We start from the raw sequence: 24,312 nt of genomic DNA, 5'->3' as shown, positions 1-24,312 counted from the left end.
CAGGCTTGTGCCGGAACCAGGGCTTACCGAGGTAAGCGCTGGTCGATCACCCGGTACAGGGCGCTGTCCGGCGCCCAGTTACGCATGAACCGCGCGCGGTCGCGGGCGTAGGCCGGGGCGAAGCTGCTGGCGGATGAGTGCTGGCACATCGAATCCAAGTCGATCAGCGCCCAGCGGTCCTCGTGCCAGAACAGGTTGTGGCCCTTGAAATCGCCGTGGCTGATGCGCTCGCGGATCAATTCGGCGAACAGTTGATCCAACGCCTGCAACTCACGCTCGGGCGCGGCACCGCTGGCCACGTAGGGGGCAAAGCGCTCGAGAATGTCCGGGCCCGGCAGGTACTCGGTCACCAGGTAAGCGCTACGGCGTAGCCACAGAAAGCGTTTTTCCAGCAAGGCCAGTGGCTTGGGCGTGGCGATCCCCAGGAACACCAGGCGATTGCCTTCACGCCAGGAGTGCCAGGCGCGGCTCGGGCGCCAGAAGCGCTTGAGCCAGTGGGCAAAGCCCTTGATGTTGTAGCGCTTGATAAGCAGGGTGCGCCCCGCCACGTCCACCCGGCCCACGCTGGCCGCGCCGCCGGTTTTATACAGGTGGCCCTGGTCGAGCAAGGCGTCGGCCTGCTCCAGCACCGGCAACATGGCCGCTTCTTCTTCGCGGCGGATGGCGCGCAACATAAACGCACCACGCTGCACGGCGAACAGGGTGCATTCGCGGCCAACCTTTTTCAGCCAATCGCGCAGGCGCCAGGCCCGCACGCGATCGACCTGCTTTTGCAGGGCTTCGAGGGGCAAGGCGTGCTCGCCGTTGCTGAGCAGGTAATGCACCAGCAGCTCTTCGGTGAAGGGCTCCAGGGCCTTGGGCAACTGGGCGAAAAACACCCCGAGGTTTTCCAGCACCTTGTCCCGCGACAGGGGTTTACCGGCCTGTTCGGCGCAGATCCCCGCACCGTCGATCAAATACAGCTCACCGCCGTGGCGCAGCAGGTTATCCAGGTGCAGGTCTTCCTGCCACAGGCCTTTGGCGTGCAACTGGCCGATGGCGGCCAGGGCTTCGCCCAGCACCGCGACTTGCTCGTCGGCCAGCACCGGCAGGGCTTGCACCGCTTGCCAGGCCTCGCCCAGGCTCTGCGCGCCTTCCAGGTACTCGAACAGCAGCCAGCCGCCCGCGCCTTCCTGCAAGCCATCGGCCAACAGCAGCGGCGTGGTCAGGCCTTGTTCGGCGAGCAAACGCACACCTGCCAGTTCACGCTGAAAATGCCGCGCAGCCTTGCTGCCCACCAGCAACTTGGCCAGCACCGCCCGCCCGCGCCAGACCCCGGCCCCCACATAACGCTGGCCCGGCAATACCCGCAACAGGCTGAGCAACTGCAAATCAGCAGGCCCCGCGGCGTCGGCCAGGGTCAGGCTGATGGGTAGCGCGGGCGTGCGACCGGCATTTTTGAGTTCGGACAAACCCATCAACGGGCCTCCTTATGGCTACTGCGTGCGCCCAGGCGTACGAGCCAGGCGTCCACCAGGGTGCTATCGGTGGGCTGGTCCAGGTAGGCCGCCAGCAATATGCGTACATCCGCCGCATTCCATACTCGCGCCGTGCGGCGCAGCAAGGGCTCAAGGTCCTTGACCCGGTCGCGCACGCCAAACAGCAGGGGCCGGGTTTTCTCCAAGTCGATCAACTGGGCCTGGTAACCGTCGCCACTGGCCTGCAAAAAGATGTGCTTGGGGTAGAAGCAGCCGTGGATCTGGCGCAAGCCGTGCAGTTGGCGGGCCAGCACGCCACAGGCCTGCAAAATTGCCCGGTGCTGTACAGCGCTCAGCTCGGCCCAGCGCTGCAACAGCGAATCGAGGTCGTCCCAGCCGTCCAGGGCCCGGGTCAGCAGCAGCGCACGGGTTTCGCCGGGCACTTTGCGCTCGCCGAAAAACGCCGCCTCCAACGCGGGGATGCCCAGGCGCTGGTAACGGCTGATATTGCGAAACTCCCGGGCGAAGCTCGGCTCGCCAAACGGGCGATGCAAGGTGCGGGTCAGGTAGTTGCTCTGGCGCTTGAGGTAGAAGCCCTGCCCTTCCAGGTCCAGGCGATACACGCTGCTCCAGCCGCCACGGCTACTGTTGGGCTCGTCCACCGCCTCAAGCTCTTTGGCCCAGAGCGCGTCGAAAGTGCCCAGGCCATGACGTTCCAGCAAGGCGCGATCCTGCGCCGACATAAAGTCCATCATTCGCGCCCCTCGAAAAATCTCACCACGTGCCGCACCCGCTGCTTATCCGCCGCATTGAGGCGCAAGCGTTGGGTGTATTGCAGGTAAAAGCGCAGGCGCTGGGTGGCCGAAAGATGATATTTGGCCACTTTGTCCAGGCACGCCAAGTCCTTGGTAATACGGTATTTGAGCCAGAAGCCGCGCCAGAAATCACCGTTGGGGCAGTCGATCAGATAGAGGCGATCCTCTTTATCGATCAACAGGTTGCGCCACTTCAGGTCGTTGTGAGTAAAGCAATGCTCGTGCATCGCCCGAGTGTAGAGCGCCAGTTGCCGGCTCAGGCCATCGACCCAGGCCCGGTCCTTGAGGCGCGGGTCCTGGCGCTTGGCCAGGGCCGACAGGTCTTCGGTGTGCGGCAGCTCGCGGGTAATCATCGCCCCGCGATCATAGGCCAGGCCTTTGCGTTCCAGGCCCCAGGCAATGACGTCGGCGGTGGGGATGCCCCACTTGGCGAAGCGCTTGAGGTTCTGCCATTCGGCCTTGACCCGCGGCTTGCCCAGGTAACGGCGCAGGCCCTTGCCGGCGCCCCTGTAGCGCTTGACGTAGTAGTGAATGCCGCCACGTTCGACGCGGATCACTTCCGACAAGGGGTCGTGGGTCAGGCGTTCGCCCTTGAGGGCAAATACGGCGTCCAGGCTGCCGAAGTCCTGGTCCAGGTGACGGTAGGCCGGCTCCAGGTTCCAACCCGCCATCAGAGCGCATCTCCGTAACGCTGCTTGCGCTCGTAGAGTTTCTTGGCCCGGCCCTCCAGGCGCGACAGCAAGGGCGCTTCGTCGCGCAGGATCTGGCGCAACGGCAGCAGGAAATAGCCCTTGAGAAAGCGCAGTTTGTCACGCGGGGTCAGGCCGATGTCCAGCGCCGAGAAGTACAGCGCGGCCAGGTCCTTGTTGCGCCAGCGCTTGGTAATGGCCGGGCGGGTCTGGGCGCGGTGCAGGTCGATGACCGACAGTTTGAGGTCGTCGGCGCGCACCGGTTTGTCGGTGTGCAGCAGGAAGTGGCAGATGTAGCAGTCGCGGTGGTTGACCCCGGCGCGGTGCATCATGCCGGTCATGCGCGCCACTTCGTCGATCAGCGCACGCTTGAGGCGCGGCGCCGGCGGGTGGGCGCGCCAGTCGAGGCTGAAGTCTTCGAGGCTGATGGTCGGCGCCAGTTCTTCGGTCACGATGAACGAATGCTGGTCCGCCGGGTTGCTGCCCCGCTCGCCATAGGCCACGGCGGTCATGGTCGGCACGCCGGCCTGATGCAAGCGTTCCAGCGCCCGCCATTCCTGGCCGGCACCGAGTACCGGCAGCTTGGCGGTGAGCAGGTTTTTGAAGATTTCGCCCCAACCGATGCCGCGGTGGATTTTCACGAAATAGCCGCGCCCTTCGACCTCGGTGCGCAGGGTGCGGCGGGCCTCCAGTTCGCGGTAAACCTGGCCGCTCAAGGCTTCGACTTCGGTGAACGCATCGCGCCCGGCCCAAAGGCGCTTGAACGGTTCGGCGAGAATCAGTTTCATTGCGCTTGCTCCGCCAAAATCACATCTGCCGCGTGCTGCGGCATGCTGTAGAGGTCGGCCGTGTCGGCGAAGGCCAGGCCGTTGAGGCTCCAGGCCTTACGGGCCGCATCGTCGGCCAACATGGTGGCCAGGTACTGCGCCAATTGGGCTTGGTCGAAAGGTTCGTCCAGCACCAGGCCCGCGTCCGCCTCGCGGATGTAGTGGGCATAACCGCACACCGCGCTGACCAACACCGGCAACCCCGCCACCACGGCTTCGAGCAACACGGTGCCGGTGTTTTCGTTGTACGCCGGGTGGATCAACAGGTCGGCGCCCAGCAAGAAGCGCGGGATGTCGCTGCGCCCCTTGAGGAACTGCACCTGGTCGCCCAAGCCCAATGTGGCACTTTGCAATTGGAATACCTTGGGGTCGTCCTGGCCGATTACAAACAGCCGCGTGCGTTTTTTCAGTTCCGCCGGCAGCGCCGCCAGGGCCTTGAGGCTGCGGTCCACGCCCTTGGTCTTGAACCCGGAGCCGATCTGCACCAGCAGCAGGTCGCTGTCGCCCAAGTTGAACTCACAGCGGAACTGCGCACGGATTTCGTCGGCATTGGCCGGTGCGCGGCGGTCCTGGGCGATGCCCGGGGGCAGCAGGTGGAAGCGCTCCAGCGGCGTGTCGTAGTGCTTGATGAACAACGGCTGTTGCACCTCGGAGATCATCAGCACCTGGGTTTTCGCGTCTTTGCCGAACACCGCCCGCTCGTACTCGGCAAAGTGCCGGTAGCGGCCCCAGCGGCGGTACAGCGGGTTGCGCAGGGTTTGCGCCTTGTCTTCAAAGCAGCCGTCGGCGGCGTAGTAGACGTCCAGGCCGGGCATTTTGTTGAAGCCGATCAAGCGGTCCACCGGGCGGCGGGCCAGGTCGGCCTGCATCCATTCGGTGAGTTTTTCGTTGCGCCTGTGATTGAAGAACGCCTTGACCGGCGCCACCAGCACCTCGAAACCGGGCGGGATATCGCCTTCCCAGATCAGGGTGTAAACGCGGATTTGGTGCCCGCGCTGCTGGCACTCCAGGGCGATGCGCATGAAGTCGCGCTGCAAACCGCCAAACGGGAAGTATTTATAAAGGACGAAAGCCAGTTGCATCAGCGCAATTCCTCAGCCAGTAACAACGTGCTTAAACGGCTAGCAACACGCTCGGGATTGACGCGAGTGAAGCACAGCGGCCACTCGCGCTTGAGATCGAACCGCTGCTGGTCCCGCGCAGTCGGTTGATAAGTGCATTTTTTTTGCAGGCACGGCGCGCAGGGAAAATCGCTGGCCAGGTGCACCTGGCTCTTGCCGTAGGCGCCAGTCAGGCCGACGTTGGTGGGGCCGAACAGGGAGATGGTCGGCACGTCCAGCGCCGCGGCCAAGTGGCCTAACCCGGTATCCACCGCCACGCACGCCTGGGCGGCGGCCAACACTTTGGCCACACCGGCCAGGTTCAATTTGGGCAGCACCTGGGCATGGGGAAAACCGCTGGCGATGCGCTCGGCCCGGGCCTTTTCCGCCGGGTTACCCCACGGCAGCTTCACTTCCAAGCCATGGTGGCCCACGCGTTCGGCCAACTCGCGCCAATAGGCTTCGGGCCAGTGCTTGGTGTCCCAGGTGGTGCCGTGCAAGAACAGCACGAACGGCTGGCGACGCGGCAGCTCCACCAGTTTCTCGATGCTCAAACCGTAGTCGCCCAAGCCCTTGGGCAAGTCGTAGCCCAGGGCCACGGCGAACAACTGGCGCAGGCGTTCAACCGCATGCTGCCCACGGGCCACCGCCAAGCGCCGGGAATAGAAGCGCGCCGCCAACGGCTCGCGGGCCGACTGGCGATCGAAACCGGCCACCGGGGCGCGAACATAGCGGGTCAGCCAGGCACTTTTGAGCAGGCCCTGGGCGTCGATCACTAGGTCGTATTTGTTGGCGCGCACGCTTTGCTTGAAGCGCCGCCATTCGCCACTTTTGAAGGTTTGCCAGAGGTTCTGCCGCCAGCGGCGGATCGCCACGGGCAACACCTTGCCCACGGCCGGGTGCCAAGTGGGGATCTCGGCGAAGCCTTCTTCCACCACCCAATCGAAGGTGATGCCGGGGATGGCACGGGCGGCGTCCGTCAGGGCGGGCAAGGTGTGGATGACGTCGCCCAGGGACGAGGTCTTGATGAGCAATACCCGCAACTTAACGGACCTCGACCGGGGCGCTGTGCAAGCGCTGCAAGGCGTCCACCACCGGTTGCGGCATCAATTGGCGCAGGCAGTTGTAATGGCCGAAACGGCAGGTGCGGTCAAAACAGGGGCTGCAATCGAGGCCCAGGCGTACGATTTCCACCTGGTCGGCCAGCGGCGGGGTGAACCCCGGCGAGGTCGAACCGTACACCGCCACCAATGGGCGGTTCAGCGCGGCCGCCACGTGCATCAGCCCGGAATCGTTGGACACCACCGCGTCCGCGCAGGACAGCAGGTCGATGGCTTCGGCCAGCGAGGTGCCGCCACTGAGGTTCATCGCCTCCTCGCGCAGCCCCGGGATCAGGCGGTTGCGGATGTCTTCGCCGACGCTGTGGTCGTTTTTCGAGCCAAATAGCCAGACCTGCCAGCCTTCGCGGATTTTCAGCTCCGCGACCTTGGCGTAGTGCTCCGACGGCCAGCGCTTGGACTCGCCGAACTCAGCGCCCGGGCACAGGGCCAGCACCGGGCGATCCAGGCTCAGGCCGAACTTGGCCAGGGCTGCATCGCGGGTCAGCGGGTCGATTTGCAGGGCCGGGCGCGGGTAAGGCGTAGGCAACTCGGCGCCCGGCGCGTAGGCCAGGGCCATGAAGCGCTCGATCATCAGCGGGTAGCGTTCTTTGTCGAGGCGGCGCACGTCGTTGAGTAGGCCGTAGCGGAACTCGCCACGCCAACCGGTGCGCTGGGGGATGCCGGCGAAGAACGGCACCAACGCCGATTTCAGCGAATTGGGCAGCAGGATCGCCTGGTCGTATTGGCCCGCCAGGGTTTTGCCGATGCGCCGACGCGTCGCCAGCTCCAGGGCGCCGTGGCCGAGGGGGAAACTCAGGGCCTGGCGAACTTCGGGCATGCGTTCCAGGATCGGCCGGCTCCACTCGGGGGCCAGCACGTCGATTTCGCACTGCGGGTGACGTTGCTTGAGGCACTGGAACAGTGTCTGCGCCATCACCATGTCACCGACCCAACTGGGTCCAACGATCAGGATATTCATGTAGTTCCCACAAACGATACGGGGAGGCTTACGCCTCCCCGCCTCGATAGTCATTGTGAAGCGGCGCCCCCAGTGGGGCGCCGCTCGCACATTAGATGTGCGTCGCCCGCATCAGCTTAGCCCCAGCTCGCGCCAAATCCGCAGGACTTGCTGGCGTTCGTCCACGAACTGGTCCCCTGCCACCACGCCAGCCTCGTTCTGCAAGGCCTGGCGGTGCGCGGCGGCGCGGTAGGCCTTGTACACCTCGCGCAGCAGGCTGGCATCGGCCACGGGCATCAGCCCTGCCTGCTCCAGCCCTTCCAGAATGCGGATATTGTCGGTGTAGCGCAGCAACGACGGATGTTGCGCAGACCACGCCAAAGCGGCGTATTGCACCATAAATTCAATATCGACGATACCTCCGGCGTCCTGCTTGAGGTCGAACGGTGCGCTGGCCTGGAAGGCATTGGCGCCCGTGCCGGCCGCCGTGGCCTTGGTGCCGAGGTTGTCGCGCATCTTGGCGCGCATCTCGCTGACTTCCTGGCGCAGCTTGGGCAGATCCTGCTCGCGCCCCAGTACCCGGGCGCGCACCTGCTCGAAGGCGCGGCCCACCTCCTCACTGCCCACCAACACCCGCGCCCGTACCAGGGCTTGGTGCTCCCAGGTCCAGGCCTCGTTCAACTGATAGCGCTCGAAGGCGCCGAGGGAGCTGACTAGCAGCCCGGATGCGCCCGAAGGTCGCAGGCGCATGTCCACTTCGTAGAGCTGGCCGGAGTTGGTCTGGGTGGTCAGTAGGTGAATGATGCGCTGGCCCAGACGGGTGAAAAACTGCGCGCCGTCGATGGGTTTGGCGCCATCGGTCTCGGCCTGCGGGTCGCCGTCGTGGATGAACACCAGGTCCAGGTCCGAGCCGTGGCCCAGCTCCAGGCCACCCACCTTGCCGTAGCCGACGATGATGAAGCCCGGGTCGCACAGGGTGCCGTCGGTGCGTTGCGGCACGCCGTACTTGGCCACGGTCTGACGCCAGGCCAGGGCCAGCACTTGTTCGAGAATCGCCTCGGCGAGCCAGGTCAGGTAGTCGCTGACTTTCATCAACGGCAGGCTGCCGGCGATTTCCGAGGCTGCGACGCGCAAACGGTGGGCCAGTTTGAAATGGCGCAGGGCCTCCATCTGCTGCTCCAGGTCATCCTCGGGAATGCGCGTCAGGCGCTCGCGCAATTCGGCGGCCAACTCCGGCGCCAGGGGCGGCTTGAACAGGCGCCCCTCGTTGAGCAACTCGTCGAGCAGCAGCGGAAAACGGGTGATCTGCTCGGCGATCCAGGGGCTGGCGGCACATAGCGTCAGCAGGCGGCGCAAGGCCCCGGGGTTTTCCGTGAGCAGCACCAGGTAGGCCGAACGCCGCGCCACCGCTTCCACCAGCGGCAGTACCCGTTCGAGCACCAGGTCCGGGTCGGCGTGCTCTACAGCCTGGGCCAGCAAACGGGGAATGAACGCATCCAGGCGCTCGCGACCCAAGCGCTGCATGGCCCGCAACTGCGGGCTACCACGCAGGCCGGCCAAGGCTTTGAGGGCCTTGGGGCCATCGACAAAACCGCCCTCGTGCAATTGCCGGCACGCGGCCTCTTCGTCCTGGGCGTCCTCCCACAGCGGCAGCCATTCGCCGCCGACCACCACTTCGCTTTCCTCGCCTTCGTCTTCATCCGGGTCGGCGATAACCTGGCGGAAATGCCAATCCACCCGGCTGCGCCAGTACATCAGTTGTTCGTGGAACGCCGCCCAGTCGGTAAAGCCGAGCATGAAGGCGATGCGCGCCTGATCCTGCTCGCCATCGGGGAGCATTTGGGTCTGGCGGTCGGCAATCGCCTGGATCGCGTGCTCGGTGTAACGCAGGAACTCATAACCTTCGCGCAACTCGCCGACCACTGCCGGCGGCAGGTAGCCCTGCCCTTCGAGAGTGCCAAGCACCTTTAATAGAGGCCGCTGTTGCAGGCTCAGGTCGCGGCCGCCGTGGATCAGTTGAAAGGCCTGGGCGATGAACTCCACCTCGCGGATGCCGCCGGAGCCAAGCTTGATGTTGTCGGCCATGCCCTTGCGCCGCACTTCCTGCTGGATCAACTGCTTCATGGTGCGCAGCGCTTCGATCGCGGAGAAGTCCAGGTAACGCCGGTAAACGAAGGGCCGCAGCAGGTCGAGCAGATGCCCGCCGGCCACCTGGTCGCCCGCCACCACCCGCGCCTTAATCATCGCGTAGCGTTCCCAGTCGCGGCCCTGGTCCTGGTAGTACTGCTCCAGCGCATTGAAGCTCAGCACCAGGGCACCGGACGAGCCATAGGGCCGCAGGCGCATATCGACGCGAAAAACGAAGCCATCGACGGTCATCGGGTCGAGGGCTTTTATCAGGCGCTGGCCCAGGCGGATGAAGAACTCCTGGTTGTCCAGCGCACGCTTGACCCCCACCGTCTCGCCGCCCTCGGGGTAGGCGAAGATCAGGTCGATGTCCGAAGACAGGTTGAGTTCCACCGCACCCAACTTGCCCATGCCCAGGATTACCATCGGCTGCGGCTCGCCGCTGCGCGCGCCGGTGGGCGTGCCGAACTGTTGGCAATGGCGCAGGTACAACCATTGATAGGCTTGGTCGATGCAGGCGTCGGCCATGTCCGAAAGGTCGCGGCAGGTCTGCACCAGGTCAGCCTGGCGGGTCAGGTCGCGCCAGATGATCCGCACCTGGTGGCGCGTGCGCTGGCGGCGCAGGATGCGAGCCAGCTCATCATCGGTGTCGGCGGCCGCCACGGCGCTGGCGATCTGCGCGCACAACTCGCCCGGCCCATAGGCGCGGTCCAACTCGCCGGACTGCACCAGCGCCAGCAACATCAAAGGGTCACGCACACTCTGTTCAATCACGAAGTCGCTGGCTGCCGTGACGCGGGCAAAGGCCGCCCAACGCTCGGCGGGCCAGGCGGCCAGGCCATGGTCATCGTCAAGGGCTGCCACGGCGGCGCGAAACGCCTGCTCGGCGCGGCTGACCAATGGCAGGAGAATGGCCGGCAGTTCGGTCAACGGGGGCAGGCTCATGGTCTATCCTTGGTCGGCATTAGAAAGAGGGCAATGTAGTGAACGCCCGAAAAGCGCTACCTGACTGACTGTCCAACAAAAGTTAGAAATAGCTGAAAACTGTATTTTTTTGGTAGCGAACATCAACCCGTCACCTTTCATTGCTCGACAAAGACCTGCAATAACGTTTTTTCTCATCAACCAATAGGAGCAGACGGGTCACTCTTCTGTAGTTTTACTACTCGTCTATACATCCGAAGGGCTGAAATGGCCGACGATTTGTAGTAAAACTACACGACGCCGGAACAACCTGCCGGCCATCCAAGAATTTTATGTCGTCTGCCCACAAGGCCAGTCGCAAACTCAGGCAACCGATTCTGGTAGCCTTTCCGCCCTGGAGCAAGCCATGCAAGACCTCGATCCCGTCGAAACCCAGGAATGGCTGGACGCCCTGGAATCGGTTCTCGACAAAGAAGGCGAAGACCGTGCTCACTATCTGATGACCCGTATGGGCGAACTCGCGACCCGCAGCGGCTCGCAACTGCCCTACGCCATCACCACGCCGTACCGCAACACCATCCCCGTTACCCACGAAGCACGCATGCCTGGCGACCTGTTCATGGAACGCCGCATTCGCTCGCTGGTACGCTGGAACGCGATGGCCATGGTGATGCGCACGAACTTGAAAGATTCTGACCTGGGCGGTCACATCTCCAGCTTCGCCTCCAGCGCAACCCTGTATGACATCGGCTTCAACTACTTCTTCCAGGCCCCCACCGACGAACACGGCGGCGACCTGATCTACTTCCAGGGCCACACCTCGCCAGGCGTCTACGCCCGTGCGTTCATGGAAGGCCGCATTACCGAAGAGCAAATGAACAACTTCCGCCAGGAAGTGGACGGTGGCGGCCTCTCGTCGTACCCGCACCCTTGGCTGATGCCTGATTTCTGGCAGTTCCCCACCGTGTCCATGGGCCTGGGCCCGATCCAGGCGATCTACCAGGCACGCTTCATGAAGTACCTGGAAGCACGCGGCTTCATCCCCGCCGGCAAGCAGAAAGTCTGGTGCTTCCTGGGTGACGGCGAGTGCGACGAGCCCGAATCCCTGGGCGCCATCTCCCTGGCCGGCCGCGAGAAGCTCGACAACCTGATCTTCGTCATCAACTGCAACCTGCAGCGCCTCGACGGCCCGGTTCGCGGCAACGGCAAGATCATCCAGGAACTCGAAGGCGTGTTCCGTGGCGCCCAGTGGAACGTGACCAAAGTCATCTGGGGCCGTTTCTGGGACCCACTGCTGGCCAAGGACGTGGACGGCATCCTGCAACGTCGCATGGACGAAGTCATCGACGGCGAATACCAGAACTACAAGGCCAAGGACGGCGCGTTCGTCCGTGAGCACTTCTTCAACACCCCTGAACTCAAGGCGATGGTTGCCGACTTGTCCGACGACGAGATCTGGAAGCTCAACCGTGGCGGCCACGACCCGTACAAGGTCTACGCGGCGTACCACCAAGCGGTCAACCACAAAGAACAGCCGACCGTGATCCTGGCCAAGACCATCAAGGGTTATGGCACTGGCGCCGGCGAAGCGAAGAACACCGCGCACAACACCAAGAAAGTCGATGTCGACAGCCTGAAGTTGTTCCGCGACCGCTTCGACATCCCGGTCAAGGACGATGAGCTGGAAAACCTGCCGTTCTTCAAACCCGAAGAAGGCAGCGCCGAAGCCCGTTACCTGAGCGAACGCCGCACCGCACTGGGTGGTTTCGTGCCACAGCGCCGCGCCAAGAGCATCAGCATCCCGACGCCGCCCCTGGACACCCTCAAGGCGATCCTGGACGGCTCGGGCGACCGTGAAATCTCCACCACCATGGCCTTCGTGCGCATCCTGGCGCAACTGGTCAAGGACAAGGAAATCGGCCCACGCATCGTGCCGATCATCCCGGACGAAGCCCGTACCTTCGGCATGGAAGGCATGTTCCGCCAACTGGGCATCTACTCCTCCGTCGGCCAGCTCTACGAGCCCGTCGATAAAGACCAGGTGATGTTCTACCGCGAAGACAAGAAGGGCCAGATCCTCGAAGAAGGCATCAACGAAGCGGGCGCCATGAGTTCCTTCATCGCTGCCGGTACGTCGTACTCCAGCCACAACCAGCCGATGCTGCCGTTCTACATCTTCTACTCGATGTTCGGCTTCCAGCGCATTGGCGACCTGGCCTGGGCCGCTGGCGACAGCCGCACCCGTGGTTTCCTGATCGGTGGCACCGCCGGGCGCACCACGCTCAACGGCGAAGGCCTGCAACACGAAGACGGTCACAGCCACATCCTGGCGGGTACCATCCCGAACTGCCGTACCTTTGATCCGACCTACGGCTATGAGCTGGCGGTCATCATCCAGGACGGCATGAAGAAAATGACCGAAGAGCAACAGGACGTTTTCTACTACATCACCGTGATGAACGAGTCCTACCAGCAGCCAGCCATGCCGGCCGGTGTCGAGGAAGGCATCGTCAAGGGCATGTACCTGCTTGAAGAAGACACCCGCGAAGCGGCCCACCACGTGCAACTGATGGGCTCCGGCACCATCCTGCGTGAAGTGCGCGAAGCGGCGAAGATCCTGCGCGAAGAGTTCAACATCGGCGCCGACGTATGGAGCGTGACCAGCTTCAACGAACTGCGTCGCGACGGCCTCGCCGTGGAGCGCAGCAACCGCCTGCACCCAGGCCAGAAGCCTGCGCTGAGCTACGTCGAAGAGTGCCTGAGCGGCCGTAAGGGTCCGGTCATCGCCTCCACCGACTACATGAAGTTGTTCGCCGAACAGATTCGCCAGTGGGTCCCGTCCAAGGAATTCAAAGTCCTGGGCACCGATGGTTTCGGCCGCAGTGACAGCCGTAAGAAGCTGCGTCACTTCTTCGAGGTTGACCGTCACTTCGTGGTGTTGGCAGCCCTGGAAGCCTTGGCTGACCGTGGTGACATCGAACCCAAGGTGGTGGCCGAGGCCATCGTCAAGTTCGGTATCAACCCGGAAAAACGCAACCCACTGGACTGCTGAGGAGAATTTTTGTGAGCGAACTCATTCGCGTACCTGACATCGGCAGCGGTGAAGGTGAAGTCATTGAACTGTTTGTCAAAGTCGGCGACACCATCGAAGCCGACCAGAGCATCCTGACCCTGGAGTCGGACAAGGCGAGCATGGAAATCCCTGCTCCCAAGGCCGGCGTGGTCAAGAGCCTGAAAGTGAAACTGGGCGACCGCCTCAAAGAAGGCGACGAACTGCTGGAGCTGGAAGTCGAGGGCGCCGCTGCTGCGGCACCTGAGGCCACCACGCCTGCCGCAGCCCCCGCACCCGCGGAAAAACCGGCTGCTGCCCAGGCCCCTGCGGCACCGGCCGCTGCACCGGCGGCCGCGACTGTCCAGGACATCCACGTCCCGGACATCGGTTCCTCGGGCAAGGCCAAGATCATCGAGCTACTGGTCAAGGTCGGCGACAGCGTCGAGGCCGACCAGTCGCTGATTACCCTTGAGTCGGACAAGGCCAGCATGGAAATCCCGTCGCCGGCTGCCGGCATCGTGGAAAGCATCGGCGTCAAGCTCGAAGACGAAGTCGGTACTGGCGACTTCATCCTCAAGCTCAAGGTCCAGGGCGCTGCTGCCCCGGCCGCCCCAGCGCCTGCCGCTGCGGCACCTGCGCCCAAGGCTGAAGCGCCTGCCGCCGCACCTGCGCCGGCCGCCAAGGCCGAAGCCGCGCCAGCCCCGGTGGCTGCGCCAGCGCCAAGCGGTGCCAAGGCTCACGCCGGCCCTGCGGTGCGCCAACTGGCCCGTGAGTTCGGCGTTGAACTGAGCGCCGTCAGCCCTACCGGCCCCCACGGCCGCGTGCTCAAAGAAGACGTGCAGGTCTACGTCAAAGCCATGATGCAGAAGGCCAAGGAAGCACCGGCCGGTGCGACCGGCGGCGCGGGCATCCCACCGATCCCGGTAGTGGATTTCAGCCGCTTCGGCGAAACCGAAGAAGTGCCGATGACTCGCCTGATGCAGATCGGCGCGTCGAGCCTGCACCGCAGCTGGCTGAACATCCCCCACGTGACCCAGTTCGACCAGGCTGACATCACCGAGCTGGAAGCCTTCCGTGTCGCACAGAAAGCCGTGGCCGAAAAGGCCGGCGTCAAGCTCACCGTGCTGCCACTGCTGCTCAAGTCCTGCGCGCACCTGCTCAAGGAAATGCCGGACTTCAACAGTTCCCTGGCCCCGAGTGGCAAGGCGATCATCCGCAAGAAGTACGTGCACATCGGCTTTGCCGTCGACACCCCCGAAGGCCTGCTGGTGCCGGTCATCAAAAACGTCGACCAGAAGAGCTTGCTACAACTGGCCGCCGAGGCCGCTGCGCTGGCCGCCAAGGCGCGCGACAAGAAGCTCACCGCCGACGACATGCAAGGCGCCTGCTTCACCATTTCCAGCCTCGGGCACATTGGCGGCACCGGTTTCACGCCGATCGTCAACGCCCCGGAAGTGGCGATCCTCGGTGTCTCCAAGGCCACCATCCAGCCCGTCTGGGATGGCAAAGCCTTCCAGCCGAAACTGATGCTGCCGTTGTCGCTGTCCTACGATCACCGTGTCATCAACGGCGCAGCCGCCGCACGCTTCACCAAGCGTCTGAGCGACCTGCTGGCCGATATCCGCACCATCCTGCTGTAACACCCGCCGGCCCTGCCTTGCGCAGGGCCGTTGGGCTCCACGTTTTCCGAGCGCCACGCTCGTACCTCAACCCCGCCCCTGTGGCGGGGCTTTTTTTGCCCGCCAATATCCTCGTCACTCTTAGAGGCCTGACAGCAAGCCTGAACTTTCCCACACCACAGTTACCTTCAGCCCACCCAGGCAAAGCAAAGTGTGCAACCTATAAAGTCCAATAGAACACAGCAATTGGCGCTCTTTCTAAAACAGCAACCCTGCGCAACTTACTAGCCTTTATTCACGCACTCCCACTCGGAGAAAAAACCCACCCCCCCATATATCGAAAGGATTCGAATATGATTAGCGCCACTGTCGGGCCTATTGTCGGCCATACAACGCTGCACAGCACACGCATATTTCTACGGGGCGAACACGTTCCCTCAGAGTCATCTTATTGCGCCCTGCGTTATCGCCTGCGCGGCACAGATACTTGGTCGGACCCACATTTTGCGGAGCTTTTCGAACAGCAAGACATGACCGCCGTCATTGCCTTGGATGACCTGCGTGAGGATGCCCGCTATGAATTCCAGGCAGGCTGGTTCAGCGCCCCCCATGACAAAGACGTCACGGGTTTCCCCAACGATCTATCACTGGACTGGCCTGAAGCGCTCTATTCGTTCAAGACCGCTACCCGCCAAAAAGACACCGAACTGACCTACGTCATCGGCTCCTGTCGCTACCTGCGGGTTACCCTGGGCATACCTTCTGCGCCGGCACTCGGAGATCGTATTTTCAAATCCATTCACGAACTGTCCGAGCATTCCAGCACGCCACTGGACGGCTTACTGATGATCGGTGACCAAGTCTATTTGGACGACCTCAACTTTGCCGCCCCCGACCGAAGTTACAACCAAATACTGCATAAGTATCGCCTCGCATTTTCCCAACCCCATATCAAGAACCTCATGGCCAACGTTCCTACTTACATGATTCTTGATGACCACGAAATTGAAGATAACTGGCCCGCGAAAAAAAGCCGTGCCGATAACTCACTCTACGACAATGCCATTCGCGCCTATGAGATTTACCAACACAGCCACGGCCCCCAACCAGAGCAAGTTGGTTCTAGCCACGCCCCTGCAAGTCACTACGGTTATCAATTCACCAATGGCGACTGTGAATGGTTCGTGCTCGATACCCGCACCCGCAGATCACTAAGCGCCAATAACCGGCGCATACTTGACGAAGAACAGGAGGCCGCCTTACTTAAATGGCTCATCACTAGCCAAGCCCGAGTTAAGTTCATCGTCACCACCGTGATGTTCTTTCCCGACGCCAAGAACGATGGCGATGACACTTGGAAATTCTTCCCCGACCAGCGCCAACGGATTCTCGACACCATCCAGACACACCGCATCCAAAACGTCATTTTCATCGCCGGCGATGTCCATGGCTCCATGACCTGCGCACTGACCCACACCCAGGATGCAGACTTTCTGGTGCACACCATCGTGTCTTCGCCGTTTTGCAACTCCAAACTCCTGCCCTACGCCAAAACCAGCGACTTCATCCTTGACCGCCCACTGGAGAGCGTGTCGGCGGACCACTACACGCCCACCCTGACCAGCGCGGTTATCAGCCAGGACAACTTTGCGCACATCAGCATCCAGCAAACACAGGTGCTGGTGAACTTCCAAGGCATCAGCGGAGAACTTCTCGAATCGGTGGCAATCCCCCTGCGCTGAACCCTTGATTACCGGTCGGCGGTCCCCCGCGGCCGTTGACCTGAGTCAGGCTTTGGCAATGTTCTGGAGAAAACCGCTCTCCTGCCGATAGCCTGTTATAGCACTTAGCCTTCATCCTCTCTTGTCAGCCTGCTGTGCATCATGCAACCTTGCCGCAGGCAACAGTAAAGAGGGCGTGAGCCCGGCGCGATCAGCATTTTCGAAGCGAGTTTCCCCATGAAAAGCCAACCTGATGTCGCCACTCGCCTGGCGGCCGAGGTAGTGACGCAGTTGCCCGTGCCCTCGCGGCTCGGCATGCTGCGTTTCGAGCGGCTGAATGAGGCTAGCTGGGCGCTGCTGTTTCTGGACCCCAATTGCGAACGCCAGTTCGGCCTGCCTGCCGTCGAACTCTGCGCCTTGGTGGGCTCGCCCTACGCCAGCCTGATGGAACCGCAAGCGCGCTATCAGTTGCACGACACCATCCAGCAGCAACTGGCCCAGAGCCCTCACTATCTGGTGCGTTACACCCTGCACACCGCTCTGGGCGAGTTGAGCCTGCTGGAGTTGGGCGAAGCCTATAAGCAGCACAATCGCCACTTGCTGCGCGGCTACCTGATGGTGGTGGACGGTCTGTTCGACGGCATCGCCACCACCCCGTGCCTGGACCTGGAAACCCAGAACAGCCGCCTGCAAATTGCCCTGGAACTCAACCAGCGCGCCCAGCAGGAGCAACTCCAACACCTGGAGCGCGTGCGCGCCCAGCAAGAGCTGATCCTGCTGCTGGCTCGCCAGCGCTACAGCACCGGCAATTCGCTGCAAGAAGCGGCCGAACTGATTACCCGCAGCGCCTGCGACATCTACCAGATCGACAGCGCCAGTATCTGGAACCTCGAGGGCCAGCAACTGGTGCCAATCTCGGCCTACAACCGCAGCTCCCAGGAGTACCGCGTGCCGGCGCCGCTCGACGCCAGCGGCTTCCCAAGTTACCTCGAAGCCCTGCACACCAGCCGCGCCATCGACGCCAACAACGCCATGCGCGACCCACGCACCCGGGAGATGGCCGAAAGCCTGCGCCCGCGGGATGTGAACGCCCTGCTCGACGCCAGCATCCGCGTCGATGGCCAGGTCGTCGGCGTGCTGTGCCTGGAACAGACCGGCGTAACCCGCGCCTGGCAGTCCGACGAAATCGCTTTTGCCGGCGAATTGGCCGACCAGTTCGCCCAGGTCATCAACAACCACAACCGCCGCACCGCCACCAGCGCCCTGCACCTGTTCCAGCGCGCCGTCGAGCAGAGCGCCAACGCCTTTTTGCTGGTCAGCAGCGAGGGCGTGGTGGAGTACGTCAACCCCAGTTTCACCGCGATCACCCAGTACAGCACCGAAGAAGTCCACGGCCACAAGCTCTCGGAGCTGCCGGCGCTGGAGAATCTCAGCGAATTGCTGTTCGACGCCCAGTCCAACCTGGTCAAGAGCAACAGTTGGCAGGGCGAATTCAAGAGCCGACGCAAAAACCTGGAGCCCTACTGGGGCCAGTTGTCCATCTCCAAGGTGTATGGCGACAACCGCGAGCTGACCCACTACATCGGCATTTACGAAGACATCACCCAAACCAAGCTCGCCCAGCAGCGCATCGAACGCCTGGCCTACACCGACAACCTGACCAACCTGGGTAACCGCCCCGCCTTCATCCGCAACCTGGACGAGCGCTTCGCCCGCGACAGCGATACGCCCATCAGCCTGCTGCTGGTAGACATCGACAACTTCAAACGGATCAACGACAGCCTCGGCCACCAGACCGGCGACAAGTTGCTGATAAGCCTGGCCCGGCGCCTGCGCAATAGCCTGAGCCCCACTGGCAGCCTGGCGCGGTTTGCCAGTAACGAGTTCGCGGTGCTGCTGGACAACACCGACCTCGAAGGCGGCCAGCAAGTGGCCAGCCAGTTGCTGATGACCCTCGACAAACCGATGTTCGTCGACAACCAACTCATCAGCGTCACCGGCTCTGTGGGCCTGGCCTGCGCGCCCCTGCACGGCCGCGACCCGCAAACCCTGATGCGCAACGCCGGCCTGGCGCTGCACAAGGCCAAGGCCAACGGCAAGCATCAGGTGCAGGTGTTCACCGAGGCGCTGAACGCCGAAGCCAGCTACAAGCTGTTCGTGGAAAACAACCTGCGCCGCGCCCTGACCCAGAACGAACTGGACGTGTTCTACCAGCCCAAGCTGTGCCTGCGCAGCGGCCGCCTGCTGGGCATGGAAGCACTGCTGCGCTGGAACCACCCGGAAAAGGGCATGATCCGCCCCGACCAATTCATCAGCGTCGCCGAAGAAACCGGGCTCATCATCCCGATCGGCAAATGGATCGCCCGCCAGGCCTGCCGCATGAGCAAACAACTGACCGCCAGTGGCCTGGGCAACCTGCAAGTGGCGATCAACCTGTCACCCAAGCAGTTTTCCGACCCGGACCTGGTGGCCTCCATCGCCAGTATCCTCAAGGAAGAGCAACTGCCGCCCTCGCTGCTGGAGCTGGAGCTGACCGAGGGCTTGCTGCTCGAAGCCACGGAAGACACCCACCAGCAACTGGACCAGCTCAAAAAACTGGGCCTGACCCTGGCCATGGACGACTTCGGCACCGGCTATTCGTCGCTGAGTTACCTGAAGAAATTCCCGATCGACATCATCAAGATCGATCGTAGCTTCATCAACGAAATCCCGGACAACCAGGACGACATGGAAATCACCTCCGCAGTGATCGCCATGGCCCACAACCTCAAGCTCAAGGTCGTCGCCGAAGGCATCGAAACCGCCGAGCAACTGGCCTTCCTGCGCCGCCACCGCTGCGACGTCGGCCAGGGCTACCTGTTCGACCGGCCCATCCCCGGCGCAGAGCTGGTGGAGAAGCTCAAGCGCTACCCCCGCGGCCCAATCGCCTGACAGCGCGGTAACACTCGGGCACACTGGCGGTCTGTCTATTTACAACTCAACCTGACTGAGGGGACTGAACATGGTCTTGCGCTCGGAAATCCTGGTGAACAAAAACGTGCTTCCAACCAAAGAACAAGCCCTGCCCGGGCGCGAAACCCCGATGAAACTGCCCGAGACGCACTTCGTCAACGGTAACCCGCTGCTGGGTCCGTTTATGGACGATGTGGGGTTTGCGATCTTTGGCCTCGGCTGTTTCTGGGGCGCAGAACGCAAATTCTGGCAACGCGACGGCGTGGTCAGCACCGTGGTCGGCTATGCCGGCGGCTTCACGCCGAACCCGACCTACGAAGAAGTCTGCTCGGGCATGACCGGCCACAGCGAAGTGGTGCTGGTGGTCTACGACCAGGCCAAACTCAAGTACGAAGATCTGTTGAAAATGTTCTGGGAACTGCACAACCCAACCCAGGGCATGCGCCAGGGCAATGACATCGGCAGCCAATACCGCTCGGTGATCTACGCCACCACGCCAGAACAACTGGACGCGGCAAAAGCCAGCGCACAGGCCTATCAGCAAGCGCTGACCAAGGCCGGCCTGGGCGATATCACTACGCAAATTGACGAAGCGCCGACCGTGTACTTCGCCGAGGCCTACCACCAGCAGTACCTGGCGAAAAACCCCCAGGGCTATTGCGGGATCGGCGGCACGGGCGTGACCTGCCCGATCTGAAGATCGCAGCGGCAAGCTAAACGCTGCAAGCGCGGGTTCCTCCCCCTACTTGCCGCTTGAAACTTGCCGCTCACCACTCTTATTCCTCAATAAGCCAATCCATCTGCCACCCGCCCTGGGTCTGGCCCAGTTTCTTGGATAGCCACGGCAGCAACTCGCGCAGTTCCTCTTCCAGGCCCCACGGCGGGTTGGCGATGGCCAGCCCCGAGCCATTGAGGCTGCTGGGCGTGTCCAGCGGATGCACCAGCAACTCCACCCGCAGCAACTTCGGCGCACCGGTTCCGGCCAGGTCCTGGTAGAAGCGACGCAGGGCACGCTGGTCCTTGACCGGGTACCAGATCGCCGCGACGGTCTGGCGCATGCGCCCCACTGCTTCCTTGAGGGACGCGGCGCAGCGCTGCATTTCGTCGAGTTGCTCGAACGGCGGGTCGATCAGCATCACCGCCCGCTTCTCCGGCACCGGCAGCATGGCCCGTGGCACGTGCCAGCCCTCGCCCAGGTGAACCTTCACCCGGCGGTCGCCCTTCATGTTGTCCTTGAGCAACACACCGTCCTCGGGGTGTTTCTCGTTGAGCAACACGCGGTCCTGAGGGCGGGTCAGGCGCCGCGCCAGCTCTGGAGAGCCGGGGTAGTAGCGCAATTGGCCATCGGGGTTCATCTCGTGCAGCACGCGCATATAGTCGGCGGCCAGCGGCGGCAGGTCCGCCTCGCCCCACAGCCGCGCGATGCCTTCCAGGTACTCGCCGGTACGGCTGGCCTGGTCGCCCTGCAGGTCGTACAGGCCGATCCCGGCGTGGGTGTCGAGGTAGGCGAACGGCTGCTCCTTGCGCGACATCAGGGCGATGAGGCGGGTCAAGGTCAGGTGTTTGAAGACGTCGGCGTGGTTGCCGGCGTGGAAGGCGTGACGATAGTTCATGGTTGCTCCTGCGCAGGGGGCGGAGTTTACCTTTTACCGGCACAAACGTGCAGGGCTGCGCGTCAGGTGACGCTTATGCCGTAAACACGGGGGCATTTCTGAAAATAATCTAAGTAAAGTCCATAGATTCTGTAGGACTAAGCTTGCCCACCAGCCAGCCAACGGGGTATTACCTGCACGGCACGCTGAAACTATCGCCAACAACCCCGCTCCCCACGCCCGGAGCCCCCACCCAATCCAAGGAGGTCATACCCACTCATGAAAGACGCCACCATCGCCCTGCACCACGGCTTCAAATCCGACCCCACCACCAAAGCCGTGGCCGTGCCCATTTACCAGAACGTCGCTTTCGAGTTCGATAACGCTCAGCACGGCGCCGACCTGTTCAATCTTGACGTACCTGGCAACATCTACACGCGGATCATGAACCCGACCAACGACGTGCTGGAGCAACGCCTCGCCGCCCTCGAAGGCGGCATCGCGGGCCTGGCCGTCTCGGCCGGCAGCGCCGCGATCCACTACGCGATCCAGACCCTGACCCGTGCCGGCGACAACATCGTCACCACGCCGCAACTCTATGGCGGCACCTACACCCTGTTCGCCCACTTGCTGCCCAGCTTCGGCGTCGATGTGCGCTTCGCCCGCGACGACAGCGCCGAGGCCATCGCCGAACTGATCGATGACAACACCAAACTGGTGTACTGCGAGAGCATCGGCAACCCAGCGGGCAACATCATCGATCTCCAGGCCCTGGCCGACGTTGCCCACGCCCGTGGCGTGCCGCTGATGGTGGACAACACCGTGGCTACGCCCATCCTGTGCAAACCGATCCAGTTCGGTGCCGACATCGTCGTGCACTCGGTGACCAAATACGTGGGCGGCCACGGCAACTCCCTGGGCGGCGTGATCGTCGATGGCGGCACCTTCCCCTGGGCCGACTACCCGGAAAAATTCCCCGGCCTCAACACCCCTGAACCGGCCTACCACGGCGTGGTGTACACCGAAAAGTTCGGCCCGGCGGCCTTTATCGCCCGCGCCCGCACCGTGCCCCTGCGCAATACCGGCGCGGCCCTGGCGCCAATGAACGCATTCCTGCTGCTGCAAGGCCTGGAAACCCTGGCCCTGCGCATGGAACGCCACACCGAAAACGCCCTCAAAGTGGCGCAGTTCCTCAAGGACCACGAGCAAGTGGCGTGGGTCAGCTACGCCGGCCTGAGCGACCATCCGCACCATGAACTGGCGCTCAAATACATGCAGGGCAAGCCCTCGGCGATCCTTTCTTTCGGCCTCAAGGGCGGCTACGAGGCCGGCGTGCGCTTCTACGACGCCCTGCAAATCTTCAAACGCCTGGTCAACATCGGCGACGCCAAATCCTTGGCCTGCCACCCGGCTTCCACCACCCACCGGCAAATGAACGAAGCCGAGCAGGCCAAGGCCGGGGTCAAACCGGAAATGATCCGCCTCTCGGTCGGCATCGAGGCCATCGAAGACCTCCTCGAAGACCTGCAACAAGCCCTGCGCGCCTGACGCTCCCCTTCGCGCTGTAGCAAGCGGGCAAGCCCGCTTGCTACAACAACGGCTACAGCAGATTCAGGCCGTGCCTTGACTCAACCGGAGCAATCCCACACACACCTGGGACTTACCCGGCGACACATGACAACCACCCTTACACTTTCGTAATTCCCCGCCTACAAATGGCGGCTTTCTTGCCCAACCGCCAAAATCCCGGCCTGCTAGCGTCGTCCATTACCTGCCAATGGATGGACCCCACGCCATGACCACACGCTACGCAAAAATCGCCATGACCCTTGCCCTCGCGGCCTTCGCCTTTCTCGCGATGCTTAACAACCTCACCGACTACGGCTCCAACTTCGCCTTCGTGCGCCATGTGCTGAGCATGGACACCCTGTTCGCCGACAACAGCGAACTGCACCGCGCCATCCACACCCCTTGGCTCTGGCACGCGGCTTATGCCCTGATAATCGCCACCGAAGCCCTCACCGCCGCCCTGCTGGGCTGGGGCGCGCTGATGTTATGGCGCGCACGGCACAGCCACGGCAGCGGCTTCAACCGCGCCAAAAAATACGCGTTGGCCGGCCTCACGGTGGGCTTCATGCTGTGGTTCTTCGGCTTCATGGTGATCGGCGCCGAGTGGTTCATGATGTGGCAATCCCCCACCTGGAACGGCCAAAACGCCGCGTTCCGCTTCTACATGGCGATCCTGGGAGTACTGATCTTTCTTAATCAGCCGGACGGGGATGTGGGCCAGGGGTGAGGCCTGCACCCAACAATAAAGGCCTATATCCATCGGGATGCGGGCCTTGTGCACAGATCGATTGAACACCGTAGCGCAGTCATTCAACCCGCACGCTGGCCCCATGGCTTGCAAGCCCAAGGCAGCCGCATGCCAGCCGATGCCCATCCATCACCACACTCAGACCGTTCATGCGCCGATGGGGGTGGCCCTGTGTAAACGCGTAGATGCCTAAATGCAGCGGGCAGGTGGCTTTGTCGCCAAGCACAGCGACGGTTTTGCCGTTGATCTGATGAGTGCCGGCAAGCTGGCACTCGATAACCTTGCCGCCACTGCTGGTGGCGTCGCCTAAACAAACGGGGTGCTTCATTGCGTCACTCCCGGTGCGCCGAAAAGGAAGGGGTCGGCCCAGCGGGTTTTCGCGTTGTGGGCTTTGGTGGCTGCGTCGGGCGGGCGGACCATTTGCACGGTGGCCCCACCGCCCTGATTTCCAGCGCATAGGTCCGTTCGCGCTCCGCGATTTGCTCGGCGGTCAGTGGCGCCGGTTGCGTAACCGCCAGCCTTGGATTGACCCACTGCATCAGGGCCTTGCCACCCCACACCGCGCCATACAGCAACGCCACGACACCGCATACGGCAGCCAGGCCAACGAGGGTGGGTGGCGCAATGTTTCTCATCGTCATTTCGTCTGTCTCTAAGTACGTGATCGCTTGATAGGTCACGAACGTCAGCCAACCGAGAACCAGTACGAACCCGGTCCAGAGGAAAGCCTTTAAGCGCGGCCGGCTGCTCATGATTGACCTCCTGTGTGGCCGGGTCTTCTGACCAATGGGGGCGGCGTCATGGGCACCAGCTCAGGAGAGGGAAATGTTCCGTATTGGTAGTAACGGAAATTGGCAGTGACCAAGGCTCGCGCCTGCGCGCTGAGCTTTGGCCAACCTGGCATTTGGGTCAGCCCATCTTTGTATGCTTTTTCATCCACCCGCCAATCCGCCACCGCAATCAGCACCTCACGAATATGCGGATCGTCCAAACATTTTCCCTGCCCCACCGCCACATCCATCGCCGTCACCCAGCGGTGGTTTTCCGGGCTGCGCAACACCG

General features: G+C 62.8%; 19 protein-coding genes. 7 read left to right on the top strand and 12 right to left on the bottom strand.

The window, feature by feature from the left end:
* Positions 1–23: 23 nt before the first annotated feature.
* The 8 genes from CKW13_RS14465 to glnE all read right to left on the bottom strand — a co-directional run bounded on the left by CKW13_RS14465 (position 24) and on the right by glnE (position 10,018).
* Positions 24–1,457, bottom strand: a complete 1,434-nt coding sequence (locus tag CKW13_RS14465; RefSeq protein ID WP_095109309.1) for a lipopolysaccharide kinase InaA family protein — start codon at positions 1,455–1,457, stop codon at positions 24–26.
* Complete coding sequence (locus CKW13_RS14460; protein WP_095109308.1) at positions 1,457–2,212, bottom strand: lipopolysaccharide kinase InaA family protein; 756 nt, start codon at positions 2,210–2,212, stop codon at positions 1,457–1,459. The genes CKW13_RS14465 and CKW13_RS14460 overlap by 1 nt, the downstream gene beginning before the upstream one ends.
* Entirely contained in the window at positions 2,209–2,943 is a 735-nt protein-coding gene (locus CKW13_RS14455) for a lipopolysaccharide kinase InaA family protein (protein WP_095109307.1), read from the bottom strand. Before CKW13_RS14455 ends, CKW13_RS14460 begins: the two co-directional genes overlap by 4 nt.
* The gene (gene rfaP, locus CKW13_RS14450; protein WP_095109306.1) at positions 2,943–3,749 is read right to left on the bottom strand and encodes a lipopolysaccharide core heptose(I) kinase RfaP; all 807 of its coding nucleotides are present in this window, start codon (positions 3,747–3,749) and stop codon (positions 2,943–2,945) included. Before rfaP ends, CKW13_RS14455 begins: the two co-directional genes overlap by 1 nt.
* The gene (locus CKW13_RS14445; protein WP_095109305.1) at positions 3,746–4,870 is read right to left on the bottom strand and encodes a glycosyltransferase family 4 protein; all 1,125 of its coding nucleotides are present in this window, start codon (positions 4,868–4,870) and stop codon (positions 3,746–3,748) included. Before CKW13_RS14445 ends, rfaP begins: the two co-directional genes overlap by 4 nt.
* Complete coding sequence (waaC, locus tag CKW13_RS14440; RefSeq protein ID WP_095109304.1) at positions 4,870–5,931, bottom strand: lipopolysaccharide heptosyltransferase I; 1,062 nt, start codon at positions 5,929–5,931, stop codon at positions 4,870–4,872. Before waaC ends, CKW13_RS14445 begins: the two co-directional genes overlap by 1 nt.
* Before the next feature lies 1 nt (position 5,932).
* Complete coding sequence (gene waaF, locus CKW13_RS14435; protein ID WP_095109303.1) at positions 5,933–6,967, bottom strand: lipopolysaccharide heptosyltransferase II; 1,035 nt, start codon at positions 6,965–6,967, stop codon at positions 5,933–5,935.
* Positions 6,968–7,078: 111 nt separating this feature from the next.
* On the bottom strand, positions 7,079–10,018 hold the full coding sequence (gene glnE / locus CKW13_RS14430; RefSeq protein WP_095109302.1) for a bifunctional [glutamate--ammonia ligase]-adenylyl-L-tyrosine phosphorylase/[glutamate--ammonia-ligase] adenylyltransferase: 2,940 nt from the start codon (positions 10,016–10,018) through the stop codon (positions 7,079–7,081).
* Positions 10,019–10,403: 385 nt separating this feature from the next.
* Here glnE and aceE point away from each other — a divergent pair, with 385 nt between their 5' ends.
* From aceE to msrA, 5 genes are all read left to right on the top strand, one after another.
* On the top strand, positions 10,404–13,049 hold the full coding sequence (aceE, locus tag CKW13_RS14425; protein ID WP_095109301.1) for a pyruvate dehydrogenase (acetyl-transferring), homodimeric type: 2,646 nt from the start codon (positions 10,404–10,406) through the stop codon (positions 13,047–13,049).
* An 11-nt stretch (positions 13,050–13,060) separates the two neighbouring features.
* A complete protein-coding gene (gene aceF / locus CKW13_RS14420) occupies positions 13,061–14,689 on the top strand; it encodes a dihydrolipoyllysine-residue acetyltransferase (RefSeq protein ID WP_095109300.1) in 1,629 nt (542 codons plus the stop codon).
* A 332-nt stretch (positions 14,690–15,021) separates the two neighbouring features.
* On the top strand, positions 15,022–16,410 hold the full coding sequence (locus CKW13_RS14415; RefSeq protein ID WP_095109299.1) for an alkaline phosphatase D family protein: 1,389 nt from the start codon (positions 15,022–15,024) through the stop codon (positions 16,408–16,410).
* A 216-nt stretch (positions 16,411–16,626) separates the two neighbouring features.
* Positions 16,627–19,320, top strand: coding sequence for a bifunctional diguanylate cyclase/phosphodiesterase (locus CKW13_RS14410; RefSeq protein WP_095109298.1), 2,694 nt, complete (start codon positions 16,627–16,629; stop codon positions 19,318–19,320).
* A 70-nt stretch (positions 19,321–19,390) separates the two neighbouring features.
* Positions 19,391–20,038 carry a peptide-methionine (S)-S-oxide reductase MsrA gene (gene msrA / locus CKW13_RS14405; RefSeq protein WP_095109297.1) on the top strand — a complete coding sequence of 216 codons (648 nt, stop codon included), beginning with the start codon at positions 19,391–19,393 and terminating at the stop codon, positions 20,036–20,038.
* A 79-nt stretch (positions 20,039–20,117) separates the two neighbouring features.
* Here msrA and CKW13_RS14400 read toward each other — a convergent pair whose 3' ends face one another.
* On the bottom strand, positions 20,118–20,954 hold the full coding sequence (locus tag CKW13_RS14400; RefSeq protein ID WP_095109296.1) for a 23S rRNA (adenine(2030)-N(6))-methyltransferase RlmJ: 837 nt from the start codon (positions 20,952–20,954) through the stop codon (positions 20,118–20,120).
* A 258-nt stretch (positions 20,955–21,212) separates the two neighbouring features.
* Between CKW13_RS14400 and CKW13_RS14395 the strand changes: the two genes are divergently transcribed.
* Together CKW13_RS14395 and CKW13_RS14390 are read left to right on the top strand one after the other, a co-directional pair.
* The gene (locus tag CKW13_RS14395) at positions 21,213–22,481 is read left to right on the top strand and encodes an O-acetylhomoserine aminocarboxypropyltransferase/cysteine synthase family protein (protein WP_095109295.1); all 1,269 of its coding nucleotides are present in this window, start codon (positions 21,213–21,215) and stop codon (positions 22,479–22,481) included.
* 247 nt (positions 22,482–22,728) lie between these two features.
* The gene (locus CKW13_RS14390) at positions 22,729–23,229 is read left to right on the top strand and encodes a DUF2165 family protein (RefSeq protein ID WP_095109294.1); all 501 of its coding nucleotides are present in this window, start codon (positions 22,729–22,731) and stop codon (positions 23,227–23,229) included.
* A gap of 79 nt (positions 23,230–23,308) precedes the next feature.
* Here CKW13_RS14390 and CKW13_RS14385 read toward each other — a convergent pair whose 3' ends face one another.
* The 3 genes from CKW13_RS14385 to CKW13_RS14375 all read right to left on the bottom strand — a co-directional run.
* Entirely contained in the window at positions 23,309–23,578 is a 270-nt protein-coding gene (locus CKW13_RS14385; protein ID WP_095109293.1) for a PAAR domain-containing protein, read from the bottom strand.
* Positions 23,579–23,582: 4 nt separating this feature from the next.
* Positions 23,583–24,002, bottom strand: coding sequence for a hypothetical protein (locus tag CKW13_RS24450; protein ID WP_095109292.1), 420 nt, complete (start codon positions 24,000–24,002; stop codon positions 23,583–23,585).
* Positions 23,999–24,312 (bottom strand): DUF3274 domain-containing protein (locus tag CKW13_RS14375; protein WP_141233977.1); only part of this gene is annotated, 314 nt, incomplete at its 5' end. The genes CKW13_RS24450 and CKW13_RS14375, both read right to left, overlap by 4 nt.

It is taken from the genome of Pseudomonas sp. Irchel 3E20, from assembly GCF_900187645.1.
GTDB lineage: Bacteria > Pseudomonadota > Gammaproteobacteria > Pseudomonadales > Pseudomonadaceae > Aquipseudomonas.
Note: the sequence above shows the minus strand (reverse complement) of the source record. Positions and strands in the feature narration are given on the sequence as shown.

Coding starts and splice junctions, on each gene's coding strand:
- CKW13_RS14465 (WP_095109309.1), bottom strand. CDS start 1,457: ATGGGTTTGTCCGAACTCAAAAATGCCGGTCGCACGCCCGCGCTACCC.
- CKW13_RS14460 (WP_095109308.1), bottom strand. CDS start 2,212: ATGATGGACTTTATGTCGGCGCAGGATCGCGCCTTGCTGGAACGTCAT.
- CKW13_RS14455 (WP_095109307.1), bottom strand. CDS start 2,943: ATGGCGGGTTGGAACCTGGAGCCGGCCTACCGTCACCTGGACCAGGAC.
- rfaP (WP_095109306.1), bottom strand. CDS start 3,749: ATGAAACTGATTCTCGCCGAACCGTTCAAGCGCCTTTGGGCCGGGCGC.
- CKW13_RS14445 (WP_095109305.1), bottom strand. CDS start 4,870: ATGCAACTGGCTTTCGTCCTTTATAAATACTTCCCGTTTGGCGGTTTG.
- waaF (WP_095109303.1), bottom strand. CDS start 6,967: ATGAATATCCTGATCGTTGGACCCAGTTGGGTCGGTGACATGGTGATG.
- glnE (WP_095109302.1), bottom strand. CDS start 10,018: ATGAGCCTGCCCCCGTTGACCGAACTGCCGGCCATTCTCCTGCCATTG.
- aceE (WP_095109301.1), top strand. CDS start 10,404: ATGCAAGACCTCGATCCCGTCGAAACCCAGGAATGGCTGGACGCCCTG.
- CKW13_RS14415 (WP_095109299.1), top strand. CDS start 15,022: ATGATTAGCGCCACTGTCGGGCCTATTGTCGGCCATACAACGCTGCAC.
- CKW13_RS14410 (WP_095109298.1), top strand. CDS start 16,627: ATGAAAAGCCAACCTGATGTCGCCACTCGCCTGGCGGCCGAGGTAGTG.
- msrA (WP_095109297.1), top strand. CDS start 19,391: ATGGTCTTGCGCTCGGAAATCCTGGTGAACAAAAACGTGCTTCCAACC.
- CKW13_RS14400 (WP_095109296.1), bottom strand. CDS start 20,954: ATGAACTATCGTCACGCCTTCCACGCCGGCAACCACGCCGACGTCTTC.
- CKW13_RS14395 (WP_095109295.1), top strand. CDS start 21,213: ATGAAAGACGCCACCATCGCCCTGCACCACGGCTTCAAATCCGACCCC.
- CKW13_RS14390 (WP_095109294.1), top strand. CDS start 22,729: ATGACCACACGCTACGCAAAAATCGCCATGACCCTTGCCCTCGCGGCC.
- CKW13_RS14385 (WP_095109293.1), bottom strand. CDS start 23,578: ATGAAGCACCCCGTTTGTTTAGGCGACGCCACCAGCAGTGGCGGCAAG.
- CKW13_RS24450 (WP_095109292.1), bottom strand. CDS start 24,002: ATGAGCAGCCGGCCGCGCTTAAAGGCTTTCCTCTGGACCGGGTTCGTA.